Below are 23561 nucleotides of genomic sequence, written 5' to 3' on the forward strand. Positions count from 1 at the left end.
AGCAGCGCGCCGAACAGTATCAGCAGAAATACGTGACCCAGGGCATTGGCTATCATGGGTGCATGATGAAGCAAGAATGGCGGCTGAGCAACAATGGGGACGGAGGGAATACTTTTTAACCAACCTGGCTAAAAAGTATTCCCTCCGTCCCCATTCTTGCACGCCCATTCTCGCAAATAACTAAAAAATCCCTTCCACTTCGATTTCGACGGTGGCTGTACTCTCTGAGGGAATATCAAAGTCGTCGAGGCCGACATAGGTAAAGCTCGCGTAGACCTCCCCTGGCGCCGAGAAATCATACTTCGGTGGCACAAAACAGAATTCCTTCTGTTCCCAGATGGAGTCTTCCGTGACCTCTGTCTCCAGGTCAGGCGTGAACAGCGTGCCTTTTGCCGGAAGTGTTTTGATAACGAAGCGAAAATAAGGTGATGCGTTATCAGGATCTTTAACACCCTTAAAATAGGTCGGGCGAAGCGAAACTGCGATGCATCTCTGGTTTTCTCTGCCTTTCAGATAGCGCGACTGCACCACCGACGGTTCGCTGGGAATGATTTTGAGCGGCAGCACAGCGGTGTTGGTGCCACCGTTGTCAGTGCCGCCGTCGTCCGTGGCATGAATTTCAATGGTTACCGGGCCGTCGCCGATGGCATCGGAGAACGCCAGGGTGAGATCGCCATCTTCGTTGATGGTGCCGGCACTGGTCAGCACGTTGTCAACGTCAACAACGCTCAAGGTAACAGTCTGGCTGCCTTCCTTAGGTCCGCCCGATGTCGAGTCGATAAACGCTGCATAGGTCACGGTCCTGGCCTTATCAGGCCCGAGCAGGTCAAAATCCGCGTCAGCGCTGCGCGGGGTAGTAACGGATATATCGCTGGTCTTAGACAGCGTGGCGCTGATCACTGGTGCATCATTGATGGCGTTGACCGTGATGGTCAGTGTTACTGTCGTCGAGTCCACGCCACCCTGATCAGTGCCGCCGTCATCACTCAACTCCAATGTTATCTCAGCTTCACCGCTGGCATTTTCGGCCGGTGTAAAAGACAGCGAGCCATCTGCGTCGATGGCAGGTGCGGCCGCAAACAGGCTGGCATTGCTGTTCCCGGTGACAGTTGCCGTCAGGCTCTGGCCGGACTCGCCGACGCCGGGAGATGCCACGGTGCCTGTGAACTCACCGGAGTCCTCATCAACGGTAACGCTCTGTTCAGTCAACAACGGCGCATCATTGACGGCGTTGACCGTGATGGTGAAGGTCTGATAGGCACTGGTGTCAACGCCGCCATTGCCGGTGCCGCCGTTGTCCCGAACATTGACCGTGACCGTGGCGCTGCCGTTGGCGTTGGCCGCCGGTGTGTAGGTGAGCGTACCATCGCTCGCCACCGCTGGTTGTGTGGCAAACAGGGCGTTGTTGTTGTTGCTGATGTTGAAGCTCAGGGTCTGGCCGGATTCACGGGCGGGTCCGGCACTGAGGTTGGTGGCCCAGTTGCTGATGGATTGGGCGCTGGCATCTTCGGCGACAGACTGATCGCCGCCTTTGGTAAAGGACGGTGCTACGTTGGCTGGCTCCGGCACCACGTCAGGCGAGATGGTAAGCAGGACACTGGCGGATCCACTGGTGTAGATCTGATCGCCAAACATGGCCTGGCAACGGGCGCTGAGCGCGTAACTGCCAGTAGTCAGCGAGCCTGTGGCAACCTGCATGGCATTGTCGCTGCGGGAGATCGACAGCCCGGACGCAGTAATGTCCAGTGATACCGGCAGGTTGACGGCGGCACTATCACTGCCAAGGGTGGCCTGACACACCGGAGCGGACAACGTCAGGCTGTCGGGACGCTGGCTGAGTGTGTAAATCTGAGGTTGATCGGTGAAGGCGCCACGGTCCGCGAACTGCACAGTCACCGACATGTTTTCATCGGGCGCGCTGACGTCCACAAAATCTTCTGTCAGGTTGGTCAGGAATTGGAAACCGGGCGCATCGGGGTTGATCAGTGCCTGAAACAAAAAAGTGCGGTCGTCAAATTCCGCGCCGACGTTGCTGGCGAACACCAGGCCGAGAAATTCGCCGGTGTCAGGGTCGAACACGGTGCCACACTCGTCAAACTGTGTCTCGGTGGCGGCGATGAGCTCCAGCGAGAACATGTCAGGGCCCACACCTGGCATTTCCGCTCCGCGTAGTTGCACGTTCCAGAATCCTTCGCCAATTCCGTCAGCAATAACACAGGTTTGATAGATGCCGGTACGGCCGTCAAAGGTGCCGATATTCTGCATATCTTCCGGCAACGTCCCGTTTTGTGCGAGAACAGTCAGCGGCAGTGCCATGGCTGCGACAAGTGCCGCAGCTGGGGAAAGTGCCACGGCGGGGGAAAGTGCCACGGCGGGGTAAAGTGCCACAGCGAGGCTGAGCGGCCATTGTTTCAACGGATGTCTCCTGTTCTTCTGCATTTTTCATGTCCTGGCGTGTGATGCATTCAGACTCTACATAGCCATCGGATTGAAAAGGGGGCCAAAACACCTGAAAAAGTGTTTTGGATGTGCGTGCGGGACAGAAGAAAGAGAGAGAGGCTGCTGGCGGGCATTGCCTGTTAATAGAAACTCAGGAACAGGTCCGCCAGTTTCTTTATTCGCCCCCAGAACCAGATTTCGAGGCGGTAGCGCGGTGGCAACAGCTTCCATTGATGCAGGGTCAGTTCATTGCTCTGACTGAAGTCCTGCTCAAAGCTGTGTTGCACGCTTTTCGCCAACTCCGGATCCAGGGCATTTTGGTTGGCCTCCAGATTCCAGTGCAGCGTCCAGTGATCGAAATTGCAGGAACCCAGCGACACCCATTGGTCGATCAACGCTGACTTCAGATGCAGGAATCGCGGCTGGTATTCGTAGATTCTGACGCCTGCACGCAGCAGTGCGGCGTAGTAGATCTGGCCGGCGTAGCGCACCGGCGGCAGATCGGTGAAATTACCACAAACCTGCAGACGGACATCAATGCCGCGCCTGGCTGCGGTGATCAGCGCCCGAAGCAGGGAGCGGGGCGGCACGAAGTAGGGGGTTGCGATCCAGATACGCGATTTTGCCTGACGGGTGCGGCTGATCAGTGACTGCAGCAGGTCGCGGTTGTTGCGCGATGCGCTGAAGGTAACTCGGCCGAGTCCCGGACCCGGTTCAGGTAATGGGATGGAGGCGTGCTTTTGCGGCGGGCTGTCGAGCACCCGGCGTTGCGGTTTGCTGGCTTGCTGCCAGGATTGCTCGAACAGATGTTGCCAGTCTTCGACAATGTCGCCCTTTACGATCAGCATTTGCTCATGCCAGCTCGATTGGGCGGGTTCGTCGGAATCGCTGTCGGCCTCTGGTTCGCAGAAGTTATCGGTGAAACCCAGGCCACCGATGCAGGCGATGCGCCGATCAAATAGCAGCAGTTTGCGGTGGTCGCGGTGCAGATTGCGCACGCCGCTAAGCAGGGTGATGGGGTTGTAAAAGCGCAGATTGATGCCAGCCTGACGCAGCGTGTCGCGCTCGCCGGCGTCAAAGTCGGCGCTGCCATTGGCGTCGAACAGACAGCGCACGACAACGCCTCTTTCTGCCGCTGCCGTCAGCGCCGCCACGACCTTTGCGGTTGCCTTGCCTGATTCGACCAGGTACAACTCGATGTCGATGCTGTCTTTGGCCTGTTCGATGAGCTGCAGAATACGCGGGAAAAACGTGGTTCCGTCGATCAGAAGCTCAAAACGGCAGTTGCGTTGCCAGTTAAATGGTGCCTGTTGGTCTGTCCGCGTGTTCCGTTCGCTTGTCGTCATGACGGCATCATAACGGTTTTGATGCTCAAAAGAATGGGGACGAAAAGAATGGGGACGGAGGGAATACTTTTGAGGGAATAAAAAGTATTCCCTCCGTCCCCATAATTAAATACAGCTAGGGGGTTAGCAGGTGTTCGTAGCGCTGGTCGGTGAGCATGCGCAGGAAGGCGGTGAGGGCGTCGAGCTGGCGATCGCTTAAGGGGAAGTTGCCGCGCAGCTTGTTGGTGGCGATGCCGTCTGGGTTGTTGGATTGTGCCCAGGGCTCGCCGGTTTCCGGGTTGATCTGGCCGCTGCCGCCGGTTTCGCTGTAGTGATTGTAAAAGCGCATCACGGTGTCGAGTTCTTTGAAGGCGCCGTTGTGCATATAGGGTGCGCTGACGGCGACGTTACGCAGGCTGGGAACCTTGACGCGGCCGTTAACGTCGGTCTGATCGAAACCGGTGCCCAGTGCCGGGTTCATGCCAAGCCCGGCGTCACGAAATCCGGTGCCCAGGCCGTTGCTGCCGAGCAGCGTGGTATTAATCGGCGTGCCAATATTCTCGTAGCGGTGATTGCTGAATACTTCGCGTGGCGCATAGGCAGCGCTGGATGCCTGGTGACAGGTTGCACAGTTACTGAAGCCGGGTGAAAAGAACAGCCCCATACCAACAATTTCCTGCGTCGTGGCTGATATCTCGCCGCGCACGTAGCGGTCGTAACGCGAATCATAGGTGTTAAACGTGTCGCTGCGCAGGTAACTTGCCAGGCTGTCAGCTATTCTGGCGAGAATGTCGCTTTCCTGTTGCTGGCTGCGGGCTGTGTCGGTCCCGGTTATTTGCAAAGCGCCCACAAATTCCTGATAGCGCTCATTGACGGCGATGCGATTGATCAGCTCTGGCCAATCCTGAAGCCCCATTTCCTTGGGGTTAACAAAAGGTGTCAGTACCTGGTCTTCCAGGGTAGCCTGACGACCGTCCCAGAAAAAACCACCGCGTATGCTGTCGGCGGGTGGGGGCGTTGTTGTGGTTGTTGTTCGTGCCGTCGGGCGTGGCGGCTGCAGGCTGCCAGCAGGTGTTGAATCCTGTAGCGTGAAATCGGGGGTGGTAGCGATATAAGTGAGAGAGGGTGCGTTGCGGTGGCCGATGGAACTGCCATCTGAGCCGATGGAGGCGCCTTTACCGGCGCTCAGCGAGCGGGGGTCGGCGAAGGCTCGCCCGGGATCGTGGCAACTGGCACATGCCTGGTTGCCGAAGCGTGACAACGAGGTATCAAAAAACAGCGCCTCACCAAACGCTCGCTGCTGTTGTGCTGACAGTGGCGGCAGTGGTGGTGCGGGTGTTGGTCTTGGTGCAGAAAGTGTGGAGAGTGCCGAAAGTGCGGAGAGTGACGCCAGTTGATCTGGCGCCTCTGCGTGGTCAGCTGGTTGTAGCGGCCCGACAAATGCCTGCGGGACTGTGGTGGTTCGCGGAACAGCAGATATGTCCGCACCGCTGTTTTTCAGCTCCAGCAATTGCTTGCGCACGGTCAGCGCATCATCCATGCGAATTCGACGGTTCGCGGTCACTTCGGCTTCGCTGTAAGGTTCCGGATTATCCGCTGCAGCAAAGGTGCGCAACATCCAGTTCATGACCTCAGTCAGTTCGCCATCACTCATCGGCGAATGTGAAGCGCCAGGTACACGCACCAGGTAAGAACGACCTTCTTCAAAACTGGCAAAGTACCCCAGGTCTTCATTCAGATCGGGCACGATATCAGCCATGCCCGAGCCGTCTTCGATGTGGCAACCGCCACAGTGCAGCAGGTAGTTGAACTGCGGTGTTGCCGCACCTGCCATCGCGGAAGCGAAAGGCAGGCACAGCAACAGTAACAGTGTCGCCAGCGGGCGATCAGGGCAGTGCGTTGTTATCGCCATGACCAATCACCAGTGCCAGCGTGCAATGGTAGGCGTGGCTGGTAGAGCCAAAACACCACAGCACGTTATTGGATTTAGACGGGAAGTAGACCGGGCGATCACCTTCCGAACGTGAACAGCCACAACCTCCACAGCTGCCTTTACCACAGCAGTCATTGTAGGAGATCAGGTAGTTTCTGCCGTCTGTCGGGTTATGACAGGAGCCGACCCAGGCCACGGTTGCTGTTTGTGAGCCGGGCGGACAGGTTGTCAGTGAACCACCACAGCAGCTGCAGATGGAGCCGCTGAATGCACAGTAGCGCCAGTAGTCACAACTTTCGGTGTCACCCATTTCCTGAATGTCGGCAACGCCATTGACCGGGCCGGCATTGCCGGGCGGCGGAAACGGTGTCGCCGACGTAGCGGGTGAGGATGCGGGCTGTGCGGATGCGCGTGACATGGGCAGCACGGGCAGGGCGCCCATACCGGCCATGAATACACCCATGCGGCCCAGGAATGAACGCCGGGAGGTACGGGCTGCCAGCATGCGAATGGCACCGGTGGTCACCGAGTCCAGATCTTTGATCATTTGTGAAATCAGTTCTTGACGGGTACTCATGATGCACTCCCTTCCAGATGACCTTTCTTGACCAGATAATCCTGAATTGATTCGTAGCCACTTTGCATGGCAGTGACCAGTGACTCCAGGTGTTCGCGGCTGTTAACCAGACCTTTGGAGCGCAGTGCGCCACTTTCATCGATCAGCACGGCGTAAGGCAGTTTGCCCACTTCAAAGCGCATGCCCAGTTCCAGTGACACGATGTAAGGGTAGTCCTGCAGTTTCATCTTCTCGATGTATTGCAGGTGGCTCTCAGCCTGTCCGCCATCACTGCCGAAGATCAGGTCGACATTGTCACTCAGTGCCATGCTTTTAGCGGTTGGCACCAGTTCTTTACAGATCGGGCAGGAAGGTGACACGAACAACAGCAGTTGTGCCTTGGCCGCCTTGATGCCGTTGCCGGACGCGCCGATGGCTACCGGTTTACCGTGGATGTCAGGGATCGACATATTGGTTATTTTCTCGCCCAGCTTGGGGCCGGCCGTGGTCATCAGGGCGCCGGCGGGTGCCAGTCGGGTGTGCAGAATACCAATCTGTCGTGCCAGTGCGATAACGGCGAATATCAGTGCCAGTACCACGAGCGTCAGTAGAATTAATGTAGCTGCCAAAGCGTTGCTCATGGCTTACTCCTTATCTGTCAGTAGGGTGTGATTACGTGAAAGCTGTTCAAATAATGTGTAGCTGAGCGAGCAGGCGGCAACAAACAGCACGGCGAACACCATGTCCAGTATGTTGAGTGGTCGTGCAGCTACCGGTGCCAGCAACATCAGCGCGCCGATGGCCAGCACGCAGTTACGCAGTACCAGCAGACCGGACAGAGACTGTGGTGTGTCGCCACAGCCGCAATCGATTTGCGAACGTCCGCGGCTCAGGTTGATACCCATGGCCAGCGCATAAACGGCCAGCAATGTTGCGGCCAGCACGGCGCCCACAGGCCGGGTAACGGCAAACAGCAGACTGATGGCAACAGCGATTTCCAGCCACGGCAACACGCGGGCAGCCGGGGAGATCAGAGCGTCAGGCAGAAGCCGGTACGCCGCCAGCTGTGCTTCAAAGCGACGATGGGCACTGATCTTGTGCCGCGCCGCGAGCAGAAACAGCAAGGCCAGCGAGGTGGCAATGACAATGGTCAGTAATGGATCAATCATCATTGTATTCCTTCATACAGTGCCTGTATGGTGCCGGAAACATTTTCGATGGTGCGCAGCAGGCGACCGGTGCGTGGATCACGTACCTGCAGGCCCTCGCTGGTGGACAATACCATCAGCGGATCATCGCCAGGGGTCAGCAGTACGCCGCGGGCAGTGACGTCTTCACCCAGTTCGATGCGAATGCCGCGGTTGCCGGTCAGCATGTTGTAGACCCAGACTTCGGTGCCGGGTTTCTCAAAGGTTTCCTGACCACCGCCTTCATGCATCAGTGTGACCAGCAGTGCTTCGCCGTCATGGTAGGCAAAAGGCTGATAGCTGCCGATGCGCCAGCTGTCGTCTGGCTTGGGCATGACGCCGTTGACGTCCGGGGTCCCGTCGCTTTCCGGGTTGATATCGAATGCAGCGGTAACCACCAGCGAATCGCCCTCAAGCTTTACCTTGCGCAGGTAGCCATCAAAAGACATGAACATCCAGCCATCGGCGGCGGGCACCGAGTAGTCGTAGACCGGGTCAGCAAACACATCGAAGAAGGACGCGCTCTGAATGCGGCGGGTTTCCTGGCCGGCACTGTTCAATTGAATGTACTGCGCGGTACCATCACCACAGACAGAAATCCAGCCCTGTGCTTCCGGGTAGATGCCTGAACAGCTTGGCAGCGAGACTTCACCGATGAAGGTTTCGGTTTCAATATCGACCAGGCTGACAGAGGTGGCAGGTGTAATGTTCCAGACACCGGCGAAACGGTCATTGATCAGGCCCATCATTCCCGCGTGGCCAATGCCGGCCGCGCGCGCGGGAATTTCGACTTCGCTGATCGCGGTGGCGGTGGCGACATCATAAATCTGTACTACGTCGGTTCGCTCACCCAGGCTGCCTCGGGAGTAATAGCTGCCGTAGGCATAGAGCAGCCCTTCGCTCATGCGTGGCGCCAGGGCGGGAGAGAATGAGGACACCAGCAGGGTGCCACCAATAACGCCTTCGTCAGCATCGACCAGGAAGACCGTGTCACCGCGGCGAACGGTCACCCAGTGTTGGTCAAACCCTTCAATGACGCCGACTTCGCCGACGACGCTATCCCATTGTGCATTGACGACGCCAGTGGCCGCCAGCGATGCGGCCAGCGCAAGCATACGTATTTTCATTTGTTACCCCTGTTTGCTAAGTTCTGTTGCCGGTTTCTATTGCCGAGTTCTATTGCGGTTTTGTATTGAAATTCCGGGTCCGGGCCAGCGTCAATCTGTTTCATTCGTCTCTCGCTCTGTTGGGACATCCATTTCTGTTAAGCACTGGTGTGTGCACTGCAACATGTCACTTTTTTATTGTCAGGCACCAGGATGATGCGCTTGACGGTGTTAATCACTGAATTTACAGGGTGTTGCGCCTATTCATGGTCTGGATGTGCAACATCAGTGCCACTGACGCGGGCGAATCCATTGTTAACCAGCGCATGGCTTAGTGCACTAAGTTGATTAACATAGCGCTCTGCGCGGTTGCTGTACTGAGTCGACACGGGGTTCTGAACCTGAACAGCACTGAAAGTGGCCACCGCGCGCCTGGTTTTGTGGGGTGCCAGACAGGCCGGTTCGAATTCGAGGCCGGTAAAGGTTATCAGCTCACGGATCCGGGTTTCCGGGTCATTCACCAATGAGGCGTAGTCGACAATATGGATCGATTCCGCATAGCTTTGCTGCCAGTACGCAACGATGCGGGCATGAACCGCATAATAATGGCCGATATCAGCGAGCCGGTGCGCGCAAGGCCAGTCCTTGGAAAATTTGTGCCGGTAGATTGAGAAACCCACATCCATGGGATCACGTTGCAGGTAGACAATGGGTGAGCCTGGGAACAGCATGCGGATCAGGCCGATTGACCGGAAATTAAGCGGTTGTTTATCGACCACATGGGTCTTGCCTGCCGTTACCGGTAGTGCCGCCAGGTAGCGTTTGCGCCAGTCTGGTGCCTGATGGCGTACCATGTCACGCGCGGCATCAACGCCCTGGTCGCGTGCCACAGCCATCAGTTCTTCGTGAATGTCGTACAGTGTGGGCAGTTCCCCTGCGCCGTGAACCAGTGAGTGTGAGGCCAGGATCGATTCGATCAGGGTCGTGCCCGATCGTGGCATACCCACCACAAAGATGGGTCGTGGGTGATCGGCATCATCGCTCTCTAAGCCTGGATTGAGGCCTGGATCCAGGTCGCTGAAGATGGCAGGTAGCAGTGCCAGCTCACTCTCAATCAACGCGGGCTGATAAACAAAACCCTCCTGTTCGGATATGCGCCGGTTAATCTCATTGCCCTGGTCCCATGCCGCGAACGCCTGCGCACATTCATCCCGACGATCCAGTGCGCTGCCCAGCGTAAAACCGAGCATGACCCGATACTCCGGGTGCACGGCCGGGTCAGTAAACAATTCTCTGACGACCTCGATTTCTGCATCGTCCAGCCTGCCTTCACACAGCGCGCCGAGTTCAACATAGGCGGTCGCAAACCCGGGCCGTGCCGCGATGGCGCGCCGACAGTAGTGCTCGGCAACGTCCAGTTCGCCGGTCAGGTGGTGCAATCGGCATAATGTGTACAGCAGTTCGGCAGTGCCGGGTGCAATATTTTGCGCGGCGTCAAGATAGCGCCGGGCCTGCTCGTATTGTTGCGCGGCAATGGTGAGACGCGCCGCGCCGATCAGCATGGATGCATCACCGGGTTTTAGCGCCAGGACTCGTTCATAGGCGGTGATGGCATCGCTGAATCGTGATGCTTCAAAGTGGGCACGGGAGAGCGCCTGCCAGGCCTGATGAGAATCGGGGTGTGATTGTGTCCAGCCCTGCGCGATGCGCAACAGTTCAAGCCAGTCCCTGATATCTGCGGCCAGTGCGGCGGCGACCTGCCAGACCTGGGGGTTGTCAGGGTTTACCTGCTGAGCGCGGGCCAGCACTTTAAGTGCATCACCGTGCTGGTCCGAGCGGGCCAGGGTTCGGGCCAGCAGCAACAATGCCTGTGGGTGACCGGGATGGTGACCCAGGAGGTTATTGAACGCTATGACAGAATCTGCGTAGTTGCCGGCCTGGTAAAGGGCAGAGCCCAGCATCAGGCCGGCGTCAAGGTCGCCCGGTTGGCGGGCGACCCGGTCACGCAGCTGGTGGATGACGTCTATCAAAACGGATTGAGGCTGCTCAGGCTTTGAAAGTCAGCGGAGACACCGAGGTAGGCAACTCGCCCACGAGGCCCCACCGGCAGGTTCAGATAGCTGGGGTCTGGCTCCTGCTTGGTGAGGTTGTTGATCCCGCCGTACACTTCGAAGCCATTGTTGAAGCTGTAGCTGCCCTGAATGTCGTGTACCATCACCGCATCGGTTTTCAGGAAATCGGAGAGGTCCGGCTGGCGGGCAAGTTCTTCGTCCTGATATATGTTCAGCTCACTCTGATATCGGAACCGGTAAGTCAATGACAGCGGTCCGCGCAGCCAGTTGGCACTCAGGTTGGCTACCCATTCCGGCGCCTGCTGGCCCAACAGCGTTTCCACCTGGCCGGCTTCTTCGATCTGCCTGGGTTCAACTGTAGGCTGGGTTTTTAAGGACTCGAGATAGGTGCCGTTAAATGACAGCGAAAGCATGCCCAGGTTGCTGAGATCTATCGGGTAGTTGACACTGAAGTCGACACCCGAAGTGTACAGGTTACTGACGTTGACCGGACGTTGCTCCAGGTCCACGATCACCCCGACCAGAGCGCCTGTTGTCGACCGTGTAAACAGCTCGCAGAAAGCATTGTCTGTGCTTGGCTGGTCGTAGCAGCGTTCAACGATTTCGTCCGCGCTGGGATAGAGCACGCCCTGTGACATGTCGATTTCCCACCAGTCAACCGCGGCCACCAGGCCCGGCATCCATTGCGGTGTGTACACGACCCCGAGGGTCTGGGTGTTGCTGGTCTCTTCCATCAGACTGGGGTTGCCGCCGCGCACGCCCGGACGACCTACCGGTGAGGCGGATACGAAGCCGTTGGGGTCCAGGCCCAGTGCCGTCAATTCAGCGGTACAGTTGGCCACGGTGTTGGCCGTCTGCGCGTTCAGGTTGGCCGCTTCACAGGGATCTTCCGGGCGGAACGAGGCCTGGTTTTCCGGTTCGAACAGCTCGGCCAGGTTGGGTGCGCGCACAGATTCGCCCAGCGAGCCGCGAACGATGACACTGTCGTTCAGTGTCCAGTTGAGACCGAAGCTGAATGCGGTTGTCTCACCAATGGTTGACCAGTCTGAGTACCGGAATGCACCGTCCACTCGCAGGCTCTGCATCAATGGACCGAGGTCCTGAAAAATGGGTGCCGATACTTCGGTAAATACTTCGGACACGTCGTAGGACGAACTGCTGGGCCGGGTGAAATCCAGTGGTGTCAGACCATTGGGGTTGCTGAGGATGCTGGCAGGTGTGTTGGATATTTTTTCTTCGCGGTATTCGCCGCCCACCACAAAATCAACAGGCCCGCCGGGTAATTCAAGCCCAAAGCCGGAGCTGTCGCCGGACAGGAAAGCGTTAAACACGGTCTGCTCCGATTCACCCTCATTGACGATGGGAGAGCCCGCATTGGTAATAAATTGCTGGGCGGGACCGTTGGGGTCGTCCGGGTTGATCTGGCCGGGCGAGAAGTAATATTGCGTGCCGTCCAGGAAGGGGTTGAACGGAACGCAGCCACTGTTGGGGCCGGGTGTGAATGTCATGTTGGCTGGCTCGCCCCATATCCCCGGGTTCCAGGGGGATACCACAGGATCGTTGGGCGGTACGGCCGATGGATCAAGGTTGGAACGGCAGGTGGCCTGACCTGTCGCCGGGTCCATCACCGCGTCCAGGGCAGCGAAATAGCGGTCTTCGAGACGCTGATTGCTGAGCCGTGTGGTCACTTCGGTAATACCGTAGTTGGCTGATGCTTCGTAGCGCAGCCAGTCTGTGAGTTCACCTCTGAAACCGGCGACCAGGCGGGTGGTGTCCCGGGTATTGTCATTCAGTGAACGCATCTCGAGATCGTCGCGTGCCAGGTTGATGCTGGGGTCATCAATGGTTGCCAGCACGTCGTTGAAAGCATCTGGAATGAACGGATTGTCAAGGCTCAGTTCGAGTACGGTGGTATAAGACGAACTGCGCGGGTTGATAGCGTCAGTGCGCACAAATTTGAACTCGGTGAATGCGGTGTGATTCTCAGTGAGATCATAACGTCCATTCAGGTTGAATGAGTGCGTCTCCAGTTCGGGGATCAATGATGACGAGAAATAGGCTGTGGGTGTGCCATCGGCACCCAGGTGGGCGAAGCCGGAGGTGGGCTGGCCCACTTCAAACAGCGACCCGTCGGCAGACAGTGCGATTGGTGAAGGGTAGGTAAGCGCTTCACCGGTTGCCCTGACGGTGCCCAGAATGTCGTAGCGTCCGTCAGGTGCGGTAAACGTATAGTTGCGCGATCCCGGCGGTGTCAGGGTGCGGTCTGGCACGTTGGGGTCGTCTGCCTGGCCGTATTCTGCCGGGTTGTTATTGATATACTGTCGGCCCGTGATGCCGTAGTCGCGGTCCTTGGTTTCCAGCCTTTCCTGTTTGCGGAATTCGTAGCTGGAGGTGATATTGCCGCGGCCACCGTCAAAGTTGGTGCCAAAAACAAAGGATGCAAAGAAATCCTCGGCGTCGCCTTCGTCTGACATGCCACCCTGTGTTCGTACCGCGACACCTTCAAAATCGTCTTTGAGTACAAAGTTGACGGCGCCGGATACTGCGTCAGCACCGTATACAGCGGACGCGCCACCCGTCAACACGTCGACCCGTTCGATCAGGGCGATGGGAATGGTGTTGGTGTCGACCAGTGGTTCACCGGTGGCCAGCGCGCTCACGTGGCGGCGACCATTGACCAGGGTGAGTGTACGGTTGTTGCCGAGGTTACGAAGGTTCAGGGCGTTGACACCTACCTGCGAGCCACCGTCGGTGCCCTGCGTTTCAAACGAGCCTGAAGACCCTACAAGGGCGCCCACCTCACTGATAAAGTCTTCGATATTGGTGGCGCCGGACTGCTCGAGCTGTTCAGCTCCCAGAGACAGAACGGGGGCCGAATAGTCACCTTCAAAATGTGTTATACGTGACCCTGTTACGACGACTTCTTCCAGCTGAGGTTGGTCTGCGCCATCCTGGGCATAAAGTGGTGACGTCAATGGGAAGAGTGTCAGGGAAATCGCGGCTGATAGTATATTGACTTTATGGGGAATACTTTTTTTGTTGCTGCGGGGTGGCATGTTTTTTCCTCACATTGCATTTCGGTTGCAAAATACGTGCTGGTGTTAACAAACTGTCAAACGTGAAGTGGCATTATTCGTGCCAAGGTTTTATTGCGGATGTGTGCGCGAATTCGGGGCACAAAAATCCATCATTTGAATGCAAAAGAGAAATGATGATTTATTAATCAAGGCAGCATTATCTAACAACAAAAAACGTTTCTTCGGTCATCGGCGAAAATGAACTCATGGTGGATAAGCACCGTTTTGTAGCAGGGCAGGTCTTGTTGAAAAATTCCTCGCCCCTTTTTCGTGCGCCAGTTCTGCCCGTGAAAATCGCCCCCGACTGGTGCGGATCGAGCCACAACGGTGCTCGCAACCGCGTTTATGGGCGTTCGTTTATGGGGACGGAGGGAATACTTTTTGACCAGTCAAAAAGTATTCCCTCCGTCCCCATAAACGCCGTCCCCATAAACGCATCCCGTCGAGGGCTTCTTGCCAATTGGGCTGATCAACGTTAGTTTTAGGTATCAGACTTCAAACAACGAGAACAATAAAATATGGCGAGCAATGATTTCCTGGAAAAAGCCTGGCGTGAGAATGGCCCCAAAGTCATCTCCGGGTTCTCCCGTCCGCTGTATCACAATCTGCAGGGTTTGCTGCGAGGCTATAAGTACGACAAGCGTGCATATGGCGGGATGATCCGTCATACCGAGGCGGGCATGCTGACCCTTTGGGCATCCCGAATACCGCAGGGCGGGGTGATCGTGGAGATAGGCTGCTACGGCGGTCTGTCGACCAGTTATCTGCTGCGCGGTGCAGGTTCACGGGCAGGTCACGTGTATGCCATTGACCCTTTTGCCCGGGATCTGGAAATCCAGGCCGAGCGCACAGACAATTGTGTGTCGCTGGAGGACAAACCGAGCAAGGCGCTGGTGGCATCACGGCTGGAGCAGAATGGCTTTGCGGGTCGCTTTACCCTGATTGAAGGGTTTTCCCAGGAAGCTGCGCGTGACTGGGACAAGTCTGTGGGTATCGACTTTTTGTGGATAGACGGCAATCACGAACAGGCTTATCAGGATTTCAAGGATTTTGAGCCTTACCTGAACCCCGGCGCCCGTGTTGCAGTGCACGACGCCCACCCGCGCTATGGTTATATGGCAGTGGTCGAAGATGTGAAGAAGATCTTTGGCAAGGGCTGCTGGCGTGACATGGAGCATGTGAAAAGCATTATCAGCGGCGTCAAAGCTTGAGGCAAAATGAATGGGGAAAAGAATGGGGACGGAGGCAATACTTTTCATAGAAAAGTATTGCCTCCGTCCCCATTCTTTTTTCCGTCCCCATTCTTTTGGTCTATAACAGGAGAAATGGGAGCTCTTGTTATGCGCAATATCGTGATGGGTGTCGATGGCACCTGGAATAAACCCGATCAGGTGGACCGGCAGCGTCAGGTGCCGAGCAATGTGGTGAAAGCGGTGCGGGCAGTCAGGGTCAACGCACCGCAGGTTGAGCAGTTACGCTACTATGACACCGGTGTCGGCACGGCGGGGATGCTGGACAAATTGTGGGGCGGCGTGGCTGGCAACGGTCTGTTTGGCAATATGCGTAAAGCATACGCCTGGTTATTGACTCAGTATCAGCCGGATGACCGTTTATTTCTGTTTGGCTTCAGCCGTGGCGCATTCACCGTGCGCAGCCTGGCGGGTATGTTGGGGGTGTGCGGTATTCCCCAGTGTCGCGGCGGTGACGCCCAGGGTGTGAATGAACAGGATGTTAATGAACAGGCGATGGCCCTGGCGGACAAAGCGTCGCAGATCTATCGTATGAAGGATGCAAACGAGCGCCAAAAAGCAGGGCAGGCGTTTCGCGCTGAACATCAGTCCCTGCCGGGCAAGGTACATTTTCTGGGGGTCTGGGACACCGTCGGCGCTATGGGGCTTCCCACCAGAGGGCCGCTGGGCTGGCTCACCCGTTCACGGCACCGTTTCCACGATGTCTGCCTGGGTGACAATGTCAGTCATGCCTATCATGCACTGGCGATTAACGAGCAGCGCGCGCCTTTCGAGCCATGCCTGTGGCTGCCGCCGTGCCCGACGCCATGCAAAACCGTAGAACAGATGTGGTTTGCCGGGGTGCACTCCAATGTTGGTGGTGGCTACGCGGATGCCGGTTTGTCTGACCAGGCATTGATGTGGATGCTGGAAGCGGCGGGGCGACATGGCCTGGTGCTGGATCCGTATTACCTGAAGCGGCGCGTTGACCCCAATATTTTTGGCGAATTGCGTGATTCCCTGTCTGCCATGTACAGGACACCGCTAACGGGATTGCCGCGTCTGCGCAAAATCGGCAATGGCGCATTGGGTGAAGCCGTTCATCCGAGCGTGTTCAGGCGCTGGCGCGCACCCAGCCGCCCGGAGGAAATACCGGCCAACGTGGTCACAGGGGAAAGTGGTGAATTAACCTGATCTGGTTTGTTTGGGACTATTGAAAAACACCGGCCTGAGGGGACACCCGGATGTTCAGGCGGTCAGTGTTTAACTGGCTTGTCTGATTCGGGAGCCTGCTCGCGGTTGATTTTGAATTCCGGCGCTGACTGGCCTTTGTCCTGCTCGCGCTGCTTTTTGATTTCGGCCATCTTTTCTTTGACGATATCGGCAAATTTGTCTGACATGGTGACACTCCTTGATTTCCTGTAAGACCTGATATTACTGGTCAGAGCGCCATTTTAGCGCCGGGCGCGGTAAATACAAGGCAAAAAAAAGCCCGGCGATTTAGGCCGGGCTCAGAGTCATACTACTATCAAGGGAGAGATAAATGAAACAAAACCCACAATTTTGTCTGCAATCTACCTACACTTAATCAGACTCACTGTTTGTTACGAAGTTCCCAAAATATTTAAAAATTTTTCGAAACTTGCAAAAAGCCGCTAATACCGTCTGTTTTCCCTTGCTGATAATCACCCATGCTCCGATTTTCCGTGCTGGCAAAGACGTGTGCGGAAAAAGTATTTCCTCCGTCCCCATTCTTTGCGGCTGGTCAAAAAGTATTCCCTCCGTCCCCATTCTTATAAGGGTTTGACGTGCAGGCCGAGTTTGTCGGCGATGGCTTGTTGCTGGGTGTTGGAGACAACGCCGATGCTGGCGTTGGCGGGTTTCAGGTACTGGGCGCAGACGCGTTGCAGATCGGCGAGGGTGACCGCGAGTACGCCTTTACGGAAGGCCATGCGGGCTTCGCGGGTGCGGCCGAACAGGGTGTTGTAGTAGTCCTGTTTGGCGGCGCCGGCCGGCGAAATCGATCGGTCCATGCTGCTGATCACGCCCAGAATGGCTTCTTCGACCAGGCGTTCATGGTGCTCTTCGTGTAGCACCCAGTCGATGGCGGCGTCAAAGTCCTGCAGTGTTTCTGCCAGGCGCGGGTCGCGGTAGGAGAAGAAACGGAAAGAGGCTGAGCCACCGTCCTGATCGGCGCTGGCGCCGTAGGCACCGCCCTGTTCCCTAATCGTGCGGTGCAGGAAGGCATTGCGCATGAAACCGCCCAGTACCGACAGCGCCGGGTGATCGGGATGCCCGCCCGGTACCGTAGGGTAGGCTTTGGCGCAGAAGTGCACCTGGGTATTGGTGGTCCACAGTTCCTTCACGCTCTGACGTGTTGATGGCAACTGCAGGGGCTGCGCCGTCGCAGACACGGCCGGTGCCTTGGCCCAGGCGGCTTCCAGTGTGGCCAGCAGGGTGTCGCGATGCTGTTCCTCGCCCACCATCAGGAAACGGCGCGGCGCCACGATGATCTGCTGATGAATGCGCGATAATTTATCCAGCAGAGCCGCCAGATGCTCTGGGTCTTTCAGGTCGCGGGCCAGTGTTTTCAGGGTTTTGATGCCCTGCAGGCCAGAGAACTGATGACTGAGATGGGCAGTGGGGCTCATGCCGCTGGATGCCAGGTTGACCGCCAGCACGTGGCCGCGGCCGGTGACACTGCTTTGCTGGCGTGCGGCAATCTGCTCAAGCAGCTCGTGGATGCGCTTGCCTTCATCAAAGCGAACGTTAAAGAAGGTGTCATACAGCAGCTCGGTCATCTGTGCCTGTTTGGCAGTCAGCGCTTTGCTCGACATCACCAGGATGGCCTTGCTTTGCTGCTCATCCTGCGCCGTTGCCCGCACGCTGGCGTAGCAGTTGATGCCGCCGCATACGGCCGCCTGCCAGGCCTGCACTTCGGCATAGGATTTATCACCCACACCCAGTTCGGCCAGGCAACTGGTGTACCACGGCAGTACCGCCAGCAGATCCTCATCCAGGTTCGGCAGATCGACGATCACCTGCTGATAACAAATACCATTGGTGCCTTGCGCGTACCAGCTCAGCGGCGCCCCGGCACACTGCAATTGTTCGGAATGAATCACCGGCAGCTCGGCCGGCACATCGTCCAGGCCGATTTTGGGCAGCACATCGGGGTCGTCTTCCTGCACCTGACGCTTGGCCAGACGCTGGTTCTGATCGATGATGCGGGCTTTGTCGTCGTCGCTCAGGCTGGCCTTGATCGCCTGCAAACGTGCCATTTCGGCCTCGGCTTCACGTCGCGCAATCTCGGTGTCCGGCGTCAGCGTCAGCACCACCTGATGCGGGTTGTTGAGGATCAGGTCGCGGATCAGGCCGGGAATGAAGTCCGGGTTTTTGATGTCTTCGCGCAGCTGCACCAGCACCGGTTCAATGTCCAGCAGCTTGATCGGGTCGCCACGGTGCACGGCCGTAGACAGACCGGCCATCATCAATTGCAGACCGTAAGGATGGCTGTCACCGGCGATTTCCCGCTGATGCAGCTCCAGCTGATGCAGGGCGGCTTCCACCTGGTCAGGATCGATGCCCTCGTCAGCCACCCGTTTCAGGGTATCCAGCACCATCTGCTCGACCTGGTTGGCGGCATCGGGTGCACAACCTTCCAGACCACACAGGAAACTCATTTCCCGGTTGCTGTCTTCCAGCCCGCAGAGGGGCGAGGGTGATTTACCCAGATCCGTGGTTTCCAGAGCTTCCAGCAGCGGGCTGGCACTGTTGTCCAGTAATACCGCGCTCAGCAACTGCGCCTTGAACAGGGCCTCCAGATCCGTGCTTTTGCCCAGCAGCCAGGCCAGTACCACGTGAGTTTTGTCTTCCACCCCATCGGCGGCGTCCACCGAGTAGCTTTCCTGTACTCTGACCGGCGCCAGATACCGTTTTTCATCTTTGGCGCTGAGGTGAATGTCCAGTTTGTCGAAGCGTTTCAGGGCCAGCTCTTCAAACTTGGCCTGGTGCTCGTGCGCGGGGATGTCGCCATAGGTCATGAAGATGGCGTTACTGGGGTGGTAATGGGTCTGATAAAACGCTTTCAGATCATCGTAACTCAGATCCGGAATATGCGAAGGCTCACCGCCACTGTTGTAGTGGTAGGTGGAGGTCGGGAACAGGTAGCTGCTCATGCTCTGCCACAATCGTGCGGTGGCCGAACTCATGGCGCCTTTCATTTCGTTGTAGACCACGCCTTTGTAGGTCAGATCGCTGTCAGCGTTGTCGTCTTCAACAAAGGCCAGGCGATGCCCTTCCTGGGCAAAGTCCAGTTCATCAAGATTGGAGAAAAATACAGCATCCATATAGACTTGCAGAAGATTATCAAAGTCTTTTCTGTTCTTGCTGGCAAAGGGATAAGCCGTGCAATCGCTGCTGGTAAAGGCGTTCATGAAGGTGTTGAGCGAGCGCCGGATCATCATGAAAAACGGGTCACGAACCGGGTAGCGCTGGCTGCCGCAAAGGGCGGTGTGTTCCAGGATATGGGCGACGCCGTTGGAGTTCATGGGCAGGGTGCGCAGGGCGACCAGAAACACGTTCTCCGGATTGTCGGCGGCCAGATGGTAGTGGCGGGCGCCGGTTCGCTCATGTTCGAATTCGTGCATGTCCAGCTGCAGCGAGGGGATGCTCTGGCTGCGCAGCCATTTGAACGAGGCGTGACTCCAGGTGGGCGTTTGGCTCATATTCATTCCTGTTTCGGGTTGAGGATCAGGTGTATCGCGACCAGTTCGGCCTCGGCTTTGCCCAGGCATTGGTGCAGGGCCAGCGTCTGTTCTTTCAGGTAGTCTATCTCTTCCTGTCGGATATTGGGATTGTTCTGCTTTAATGCAAGCAGGCGTTTGATTTCACCGGTCTGGCTGGCGAGCATGCGCTGGCTGGCCTGGTCGATGGCCTGCTGGCATTGTTTGGCGGCCTGCAGGTTGGCATGGCTGAGCATGTTCTGCAGGGTTTTCTGATGCTCCTGCATGAACTCGCGGGTGGCGGCCTTGTTGGGGTAGCGCAGGGCGTCAGCAAAGTCGGGTTTCAGGGTCAGCAGGGCGGCGTCATCGCGCTGATTGAGAGCCACCGTCAGGGTCATGCTGGTGGCGGGCAGGTATTTCGCCAGTTGCAGATGGGCCGGGGCGCTGACCTTGACGCGGTACAGGCACTGGGCGACCAATGGCGATCGGGGCGCTGGCCAGCCGCTGTCGTCCACATAGACGCTGACCGCTGCCTTGCCCTGATGCGTGTCGATGACCAGATCCACGGCGCCGGTGATCATGGGGTGTTGCCAGCTCAGGAACACACGGTCTTCCCGGCTCAGCGCCTGGCTGCGCTGGAAGCAGGCTTCAAACCCTTCGTCGGGCAGGCCGGGGAAAACCGGCAGCAGCATGTCTTCGCCGGGAATAATGCTGACGCTGCCATCGCTGTTCTGGTCATAGAATACGCTGTAGCTGTCCAGCACACTGAGCAACCAGTCTTGCGGTGAGCAGTCCTTCTCAAAGCGGCGGATGTTGCTGACCAGCTCGTTGGCACGCTCGGCGTTGAAGGAGTTCAGCTCCAGCAGCTGGTCGCGGCCCTGTTCCAGTTCCTGCTGCAGTTCTGTGTTTTGCTGCGCGGCGTCCGCCAGGAAGCTCTTGAAGGCAGGGCTGTCCGGCTCGGCAGCGTCCAGGTGTTGTTGCAACTGCGGCTGCAGATTCTGGTAGAGCCGGAAGGCGGCGCGGGACACCTGTTCAAAGGCGTTGAGTGCTTCGTGGTACCAGCGGAACAGCACTTCCTGACGCGTGCCTTGCACATAGGGTACGTGGATGTTGATGTCATGCTGCTGGCCGATGCGATCCAGGCGGCCGATGCGCTGCTCGAGAAGATCGGGATTGGTGGGCAGGTCGAACAGCACCAGGTGGCGGCAGAACTGGAAGTTGCGGCCTTCGCTGCCGATTTCCGAGCACACCAGGATGCGTGCGGCGCTGGTTTGATTGTCAGCATCGTTTGCATTGTTGAACGTGGTGACATCACCGGCAAAGTAGGCGGCGGCGCGGTCGCGCTCCAGCAGGCTCATGTGGCGGTGGAAAACGCTGCTGCGGATGCCGACACGCAGGCGCAGGTGTTTTTCCAGGGCGATGGCCATGGCGTCGTGTGCGCAGATCAGCAGGACTTTGCCGTCATGGTTTTCCTCCAGCCACTGCACCAGCCACTGCACGCGCGGATCGCTGCTCAGGCTGCCGTCTGCGTCGTCAGGTTCACTTGCGCTTGTGGTGGATTTGCTCGCGCCCGCGGCGGCCTGGTTGGAAAGGCTGGCTTGGTTGGAAAGCGGCCATGGGTGCAGCTTGCGCGCCGGGAATCCGGTCAGCCCGCGCCGGGTGTTGCGGAACAGAATTCGACCGGTGCCATGCTGGTCCAGAAGCTCGCGTACTTTCGCGCTATTCTTGTCCAAATCACTGATTTTACTTGCAATGCTTTGGTAATGTGTTTGCTCACTGACGAACTGCTCGTAATCGTTGAAGCGGGCCGGGTCGAGCAGGCGCAACAGGGCAAAATGATTCCTGTGGCCCAGCTGCTCCGGGGTGGCGGTGAGCAGTAACAGACCTTTGCTGGCCGCTGCCAGGCGGCTCAGCGCGAGGTAGGCGGGGTCGGATGCCTGCTCGGCGCCCAGCTCAACATGGTGTGCCTCGTCGACGATGCACAGATCCCAGCCGGCGTTTTCCGCCTGACTGACCAGCTCGGGTTTGTTGGTGAACAGGGAGATCGGGCACAGCGCCAACTGGGTGCTGCTGAACGGATCGCTTTCTCCGCTTTCAGTGAGCGCTTCGCAGCGTTCGGCGTCGAGCACGGTGAAGAGCAGGTTAAAGCGGCGCAGCATTTCCACCAGCCATTGGTGCAGCAGAGGCTCAGGCACAATGACAAGCACTCGCCGACACAGGCCGCTGACCAGTTGCTGCTGCAGAATCAGACCGGCTTCGATGGTTTTGCCCAGGCCCACTTCGTCGGCCAGCATCACCCGCGGTGCGTAACGGCGGGCAACTTCATCGGCAATATAAAGCTGGTGCGGAATCAGTTCTGCGCGCGCGCTGCACAGGCCCATCAGGCCGCTGGCTTCGGCTTTGCCGAGCAGTGCCAGACTTTGTTGTTTGAGGCGGAACCAGTGCGCCGGATCAAACTGACCGGACATCAGGCGATCCAGTGGCCGGTTCATGCTCAGGTTGTCAGGCAATAGCGCTTCGGGCAGCGGTTTGATGTCGCCTTCGGGCATCCTGATCAGATAATTGACGGTGCCGGCATCGGTGATATCAATGTTGGTGATTTCTACCTTGACCTCGCCCAGTTGCAGCGGGTCGCCGACATTGAGCAGCAGGCGGCTGAGCGGGGCGCTGTCGCGGGCGTAACGGCGGGATTCATCCACTGCGCTGAAATCAAGGGTGACGGTACGGTGGTCGGTTTCGGTGACCATGCCCAGACCCAGATCGGGTTCGGTGTCGCTTATCCAGCGCTGGCCGGGGGCGAATTCTTTGAGCTTGTTCGTTTGTGTCATGTGCTTGTTCGTTTGATTCATGTACTGGGCGGTGCTTCTTTTAAGGGTTCGTTTGCGCTGTCGGGGGTGTCCGCTTTAGTTGGATGCTCGATGGGCGGGGGTGCCTGTTCCAGTGTCAGGCGGCCCAGTTTGCCTTCGCGGTAATCGTGCAACAGGATTTCGGACACCTTGTGCCAGTCGACACCGCCGTAGCGGCCGCGGCAACCGCGTTTGCCAGCCAGTTCGGTCATGAACTGTTCGGCGTCTTCGGGCAGTGTGTCCATGCCGTAGCGGTTCTTGAGAGAATCGGGGAAATCGCGCAGCAGGAACTCGGCGGCGTAAAAGGCAACATCTTCGAACACGATGGCGGTGTTGCGGATGGCGCCGGCGCAGGCCAGTCGGTGGGCGGCGTCCTGATCTTCCAGTTTGGGCCAGAGCACGCCGGGGGTATCAAACAGATACCACAGGTCGTTAAGCTTGATGCGCTGCTGGGCCTTGGTGACGGCGGGTTCATTGCCGGTTTTGGCCAGTTTGCGGCCGGCGATCTGGTTCATCAACGTGGACTTGCCGACGTTGGGGATGCCACAGATGACGGCGTGATATTTGCGCTGTTCCTGCCCGACCAGGCGCTGGCACTGCCACAGCAGGTTCTCGACGCTGAGCAGCTGGTCTTTGCCGTTGATCAGCGCGGCGCTGCCGGGTTTGCTGTTGAAGTAGTTGATCCAGGCCGCGGTGGCCCTGGGGTCGGCCAGGTCGGCTTTGTTGAGCACGTGCACACAGGGTTTGTGGTGTTTGCTGCGCATGTTCTCCAGCATGGGATTTGCGCTGGCGGCAGGCATGCGGGCATCCAGCACTTCGATGACCACATCGATTTGCTGCATGAGTTTGGCCAACTCCTTGTTGGCCTTGAACATGTGTCCGGGGTACCAGTTGATTTTCATGGGCTTGCGTCCTTCATGGGCGCGCATCATAGCACGGCAGCGCCTTGGCAGCATGACCGGTGTGTTACCATTCCCGAATATGGGGACGGAGGGAATACTTTCGGATCGGATTATGGGGACGGAGGGAATACTTTTTAACCAATATTGGTTAAAAAGTATTCCCTC

At 57.6% G+C, this 23561-nt stretch carries 15 protein-coding genes; 2 read left to right on the plus strand and 13 right to left on the minus strand.

Annotation, left to right across the window (positions count from 1 at the left end):
- Positions 1–180 precede the first annotated feature (180 nt).
- The 9 genes from WD071_RS03275 to WD071_RS03315 form a co-directional block, all read right to left on the minus strand.
- Positions 181–2415, minus strand: a complete 2235-nt coding sequence (locus tag WD071_RS03275) for an Ig-like domain-containing protein (protein ID WP_368046899.1) — start codon at positions 2413–2415, stop codon at positions 181–183.
- Positions 2416–2579: 164 nt separating this feature from the next.
- Positions 2580–3785, minus strand: coding sequence for a phosphatidylserine/phosphatidylglycerophosphate/cardiolipin synthase family protein (locus WD071_RS03280; RefSeq protein ID WP_368046900.1), 1206 nt, complete (start codon positions 3783–3785; stop codon positions 2580–2582).
- Positions 3786–3900: 115 nt separating this feature from the next.
- Positions 3901–5676: a cytochrome-c peroxidase gene (locus WD071_RS03285; protein ID WP_368046901.1), complete on the minus strand. Its 1776-nt coding sequence runs from the start codon at positions 5674–5676 to the stop codon at positions 3901–3903.
- On the minus strand, positions 5651–6274 hold the full coding sequence (locus tag WD071_RS03290) for a methylamine dehydrogenase light chain (protein ID WP_368046902.1): 624 nt from the start codon (positions 6272–6274) through the stop codon (positions 5651–5653). Before WD071_RS03290 ends, WD071_RS03285 begins: the two co-directional genes overlap by 26 nt.
- On the minus strand, positions 6271–6894 hold the full coding sequence (gene mauD / locus WD071_RS03295; protein WP_368046903.1) for a methylamine dehydrogenase accessory protein MauD: 624 nt from the start codon (positions 6892–6894) through the stop codon (positions 6271–6273). The genes WD071_RS03290 and mauD overlap by 4 nt, the downstream gene beginning before the upstream one ends.
- Before the next feature lie 3 nt (positions 6895–6897).
- On the minus strand, positions 6898–7425 hold the full coding sequence (locus tag WD071_RS03300; RefSeq protein WP_368046904.1) for a MauE/DoxX family redox-associated membrane protein: 528 nt from the start codon (positions 7423–7425) through the stop codon (positions 6898–6900).
- The gene (locus tag WD071_RS03305) at positions 7422–8567 is read right to left on the minus strand and encodes an amine dehydrogenase large subunit (RefSeq protein ID WP_368046905.1); all 1146 of its coding nucleotides are present in this window, start codon (positions 8565–8567) and stop codon (positions 7422–7424) included. The genes WD071_RS03300 and WD071_RS03305 overlap by 4 nt, the downstream gene beginning before the upstream one ends.
- Before the next feature lie 239 nt (positions 8568–8806).
- The gene (locus tag WD071_RS03310) at positions 8807–10576 is read right to left on the minus strand and encodes a sulfotransferase (RefSeq protein WP_368046907.1); all 1770 of its coding nucleotides are present in this window, start codon (positions 10574–10576) and stop codon (positions 8807–8809) included.
- Positions 10573–13674, minus strand: a complete 3102-nt coding sequence (locus WD071_RS03315; protein WP_368046908.1) for a TonB-dependent receptor plug domain-containing protein — start codon at positions 13672–13674, stop codon at positions 10573–10575. The genes WD071_RS03310 and WD071_RS03315 overlap by 4 nt, the downstream gene beginning before the upstream one ends.
- 539 nt (positions 13675–14213) lie before the next feature.
- Here WD071_RS03315 and WD071_RS03320 point away from each other — a divergent pair.
- Together WD071_RS03320 and WD071_RS03325 are read left to right on the plus strand one after the other, a co-directional pair.
- Positions 14214–14906, plus strand: a complete 693-nt coding sequence (locus tag WD071_RS03320) for a class I SAM-dependent methyltransferase (RefSeq protein ID WP_368046909.1) — start codon at positions 14214–14216, stop codon at positions 14904–14906.
- Between the two features lie 114 nt (positions 14907–15020).
- Positions 15021–16118 (plus strand): DUF2235 domain-containing protein, encoded by a 1098-nt coding sequence (locus WD071_RS03325; protein WP_368046910.1) that lies wholly within the window; start codon positions 15021–15023, stop codon positions 16116–16118.
- Between the two features lie 62 nt (positions 16119–16180).
- On the opposite strand, the gene WD071_RS03330 is transcribed toward WD071_RS03325, so the two are convergent.
- From WD071_RS03330 to ylqF, 4 genes are all read right to left on the minus strand, one after another.
- A complete protein-coding gene (locus WD071_RS03330; RefSeq protein ID WP_368046912.1) occupies positions 16181–16324 on the minus strand; it encodes a hypothetical protein in 144 nt (47 codons plus the stop codon).
- Between the two features lie 393 nt (positions 16325–16717).
- Positions 16718–19651: an insulinase family protein gene (locus WD071_RS03335; protein ID WP_368046913.1), complete on the minus strand. Its 2934-nt coding sequence runs from the start codon at positions 19649–19651 to the stop codon at positions 16718–16720.
- A gap of 2 nt (positions 19652–19653) precedes the next feature.
- Positions 19654–22476 (minus strand): RNA polymerase-associated protein RapA, encoded by a 2823-nt coding sequence (gene rapA / locus WD071_RS03340; protein ID WP_368046914.1) that lies wholly within the window; start codon positions 22474–22476, stop codon positions 19654–19656.
- 17 nt (positions 22477–22493) lie between these two features.
- A complete protein-coding gene (gene ylqF, locus WD071_RS03345; protein WP_368046915.1) occupies positions 22494–23396 on the minus strand; it encodes a ribosome biogenesis GTPase YlqF in 903 nt (300 codons plus the stop codon).
- Between the last annotated feature and the right edge of the window lie 165 nt (positions 23397–23561).

The organism is Pseudohongiella sp. (assembly GCF_040877505.1).
Classification (GTDB): domain Bacteria; phylum Pseudomonadota; class Gammaproteobacteria; order Pseudomonadales; family Pseudohongiellaceae; genus Pseudohongiella.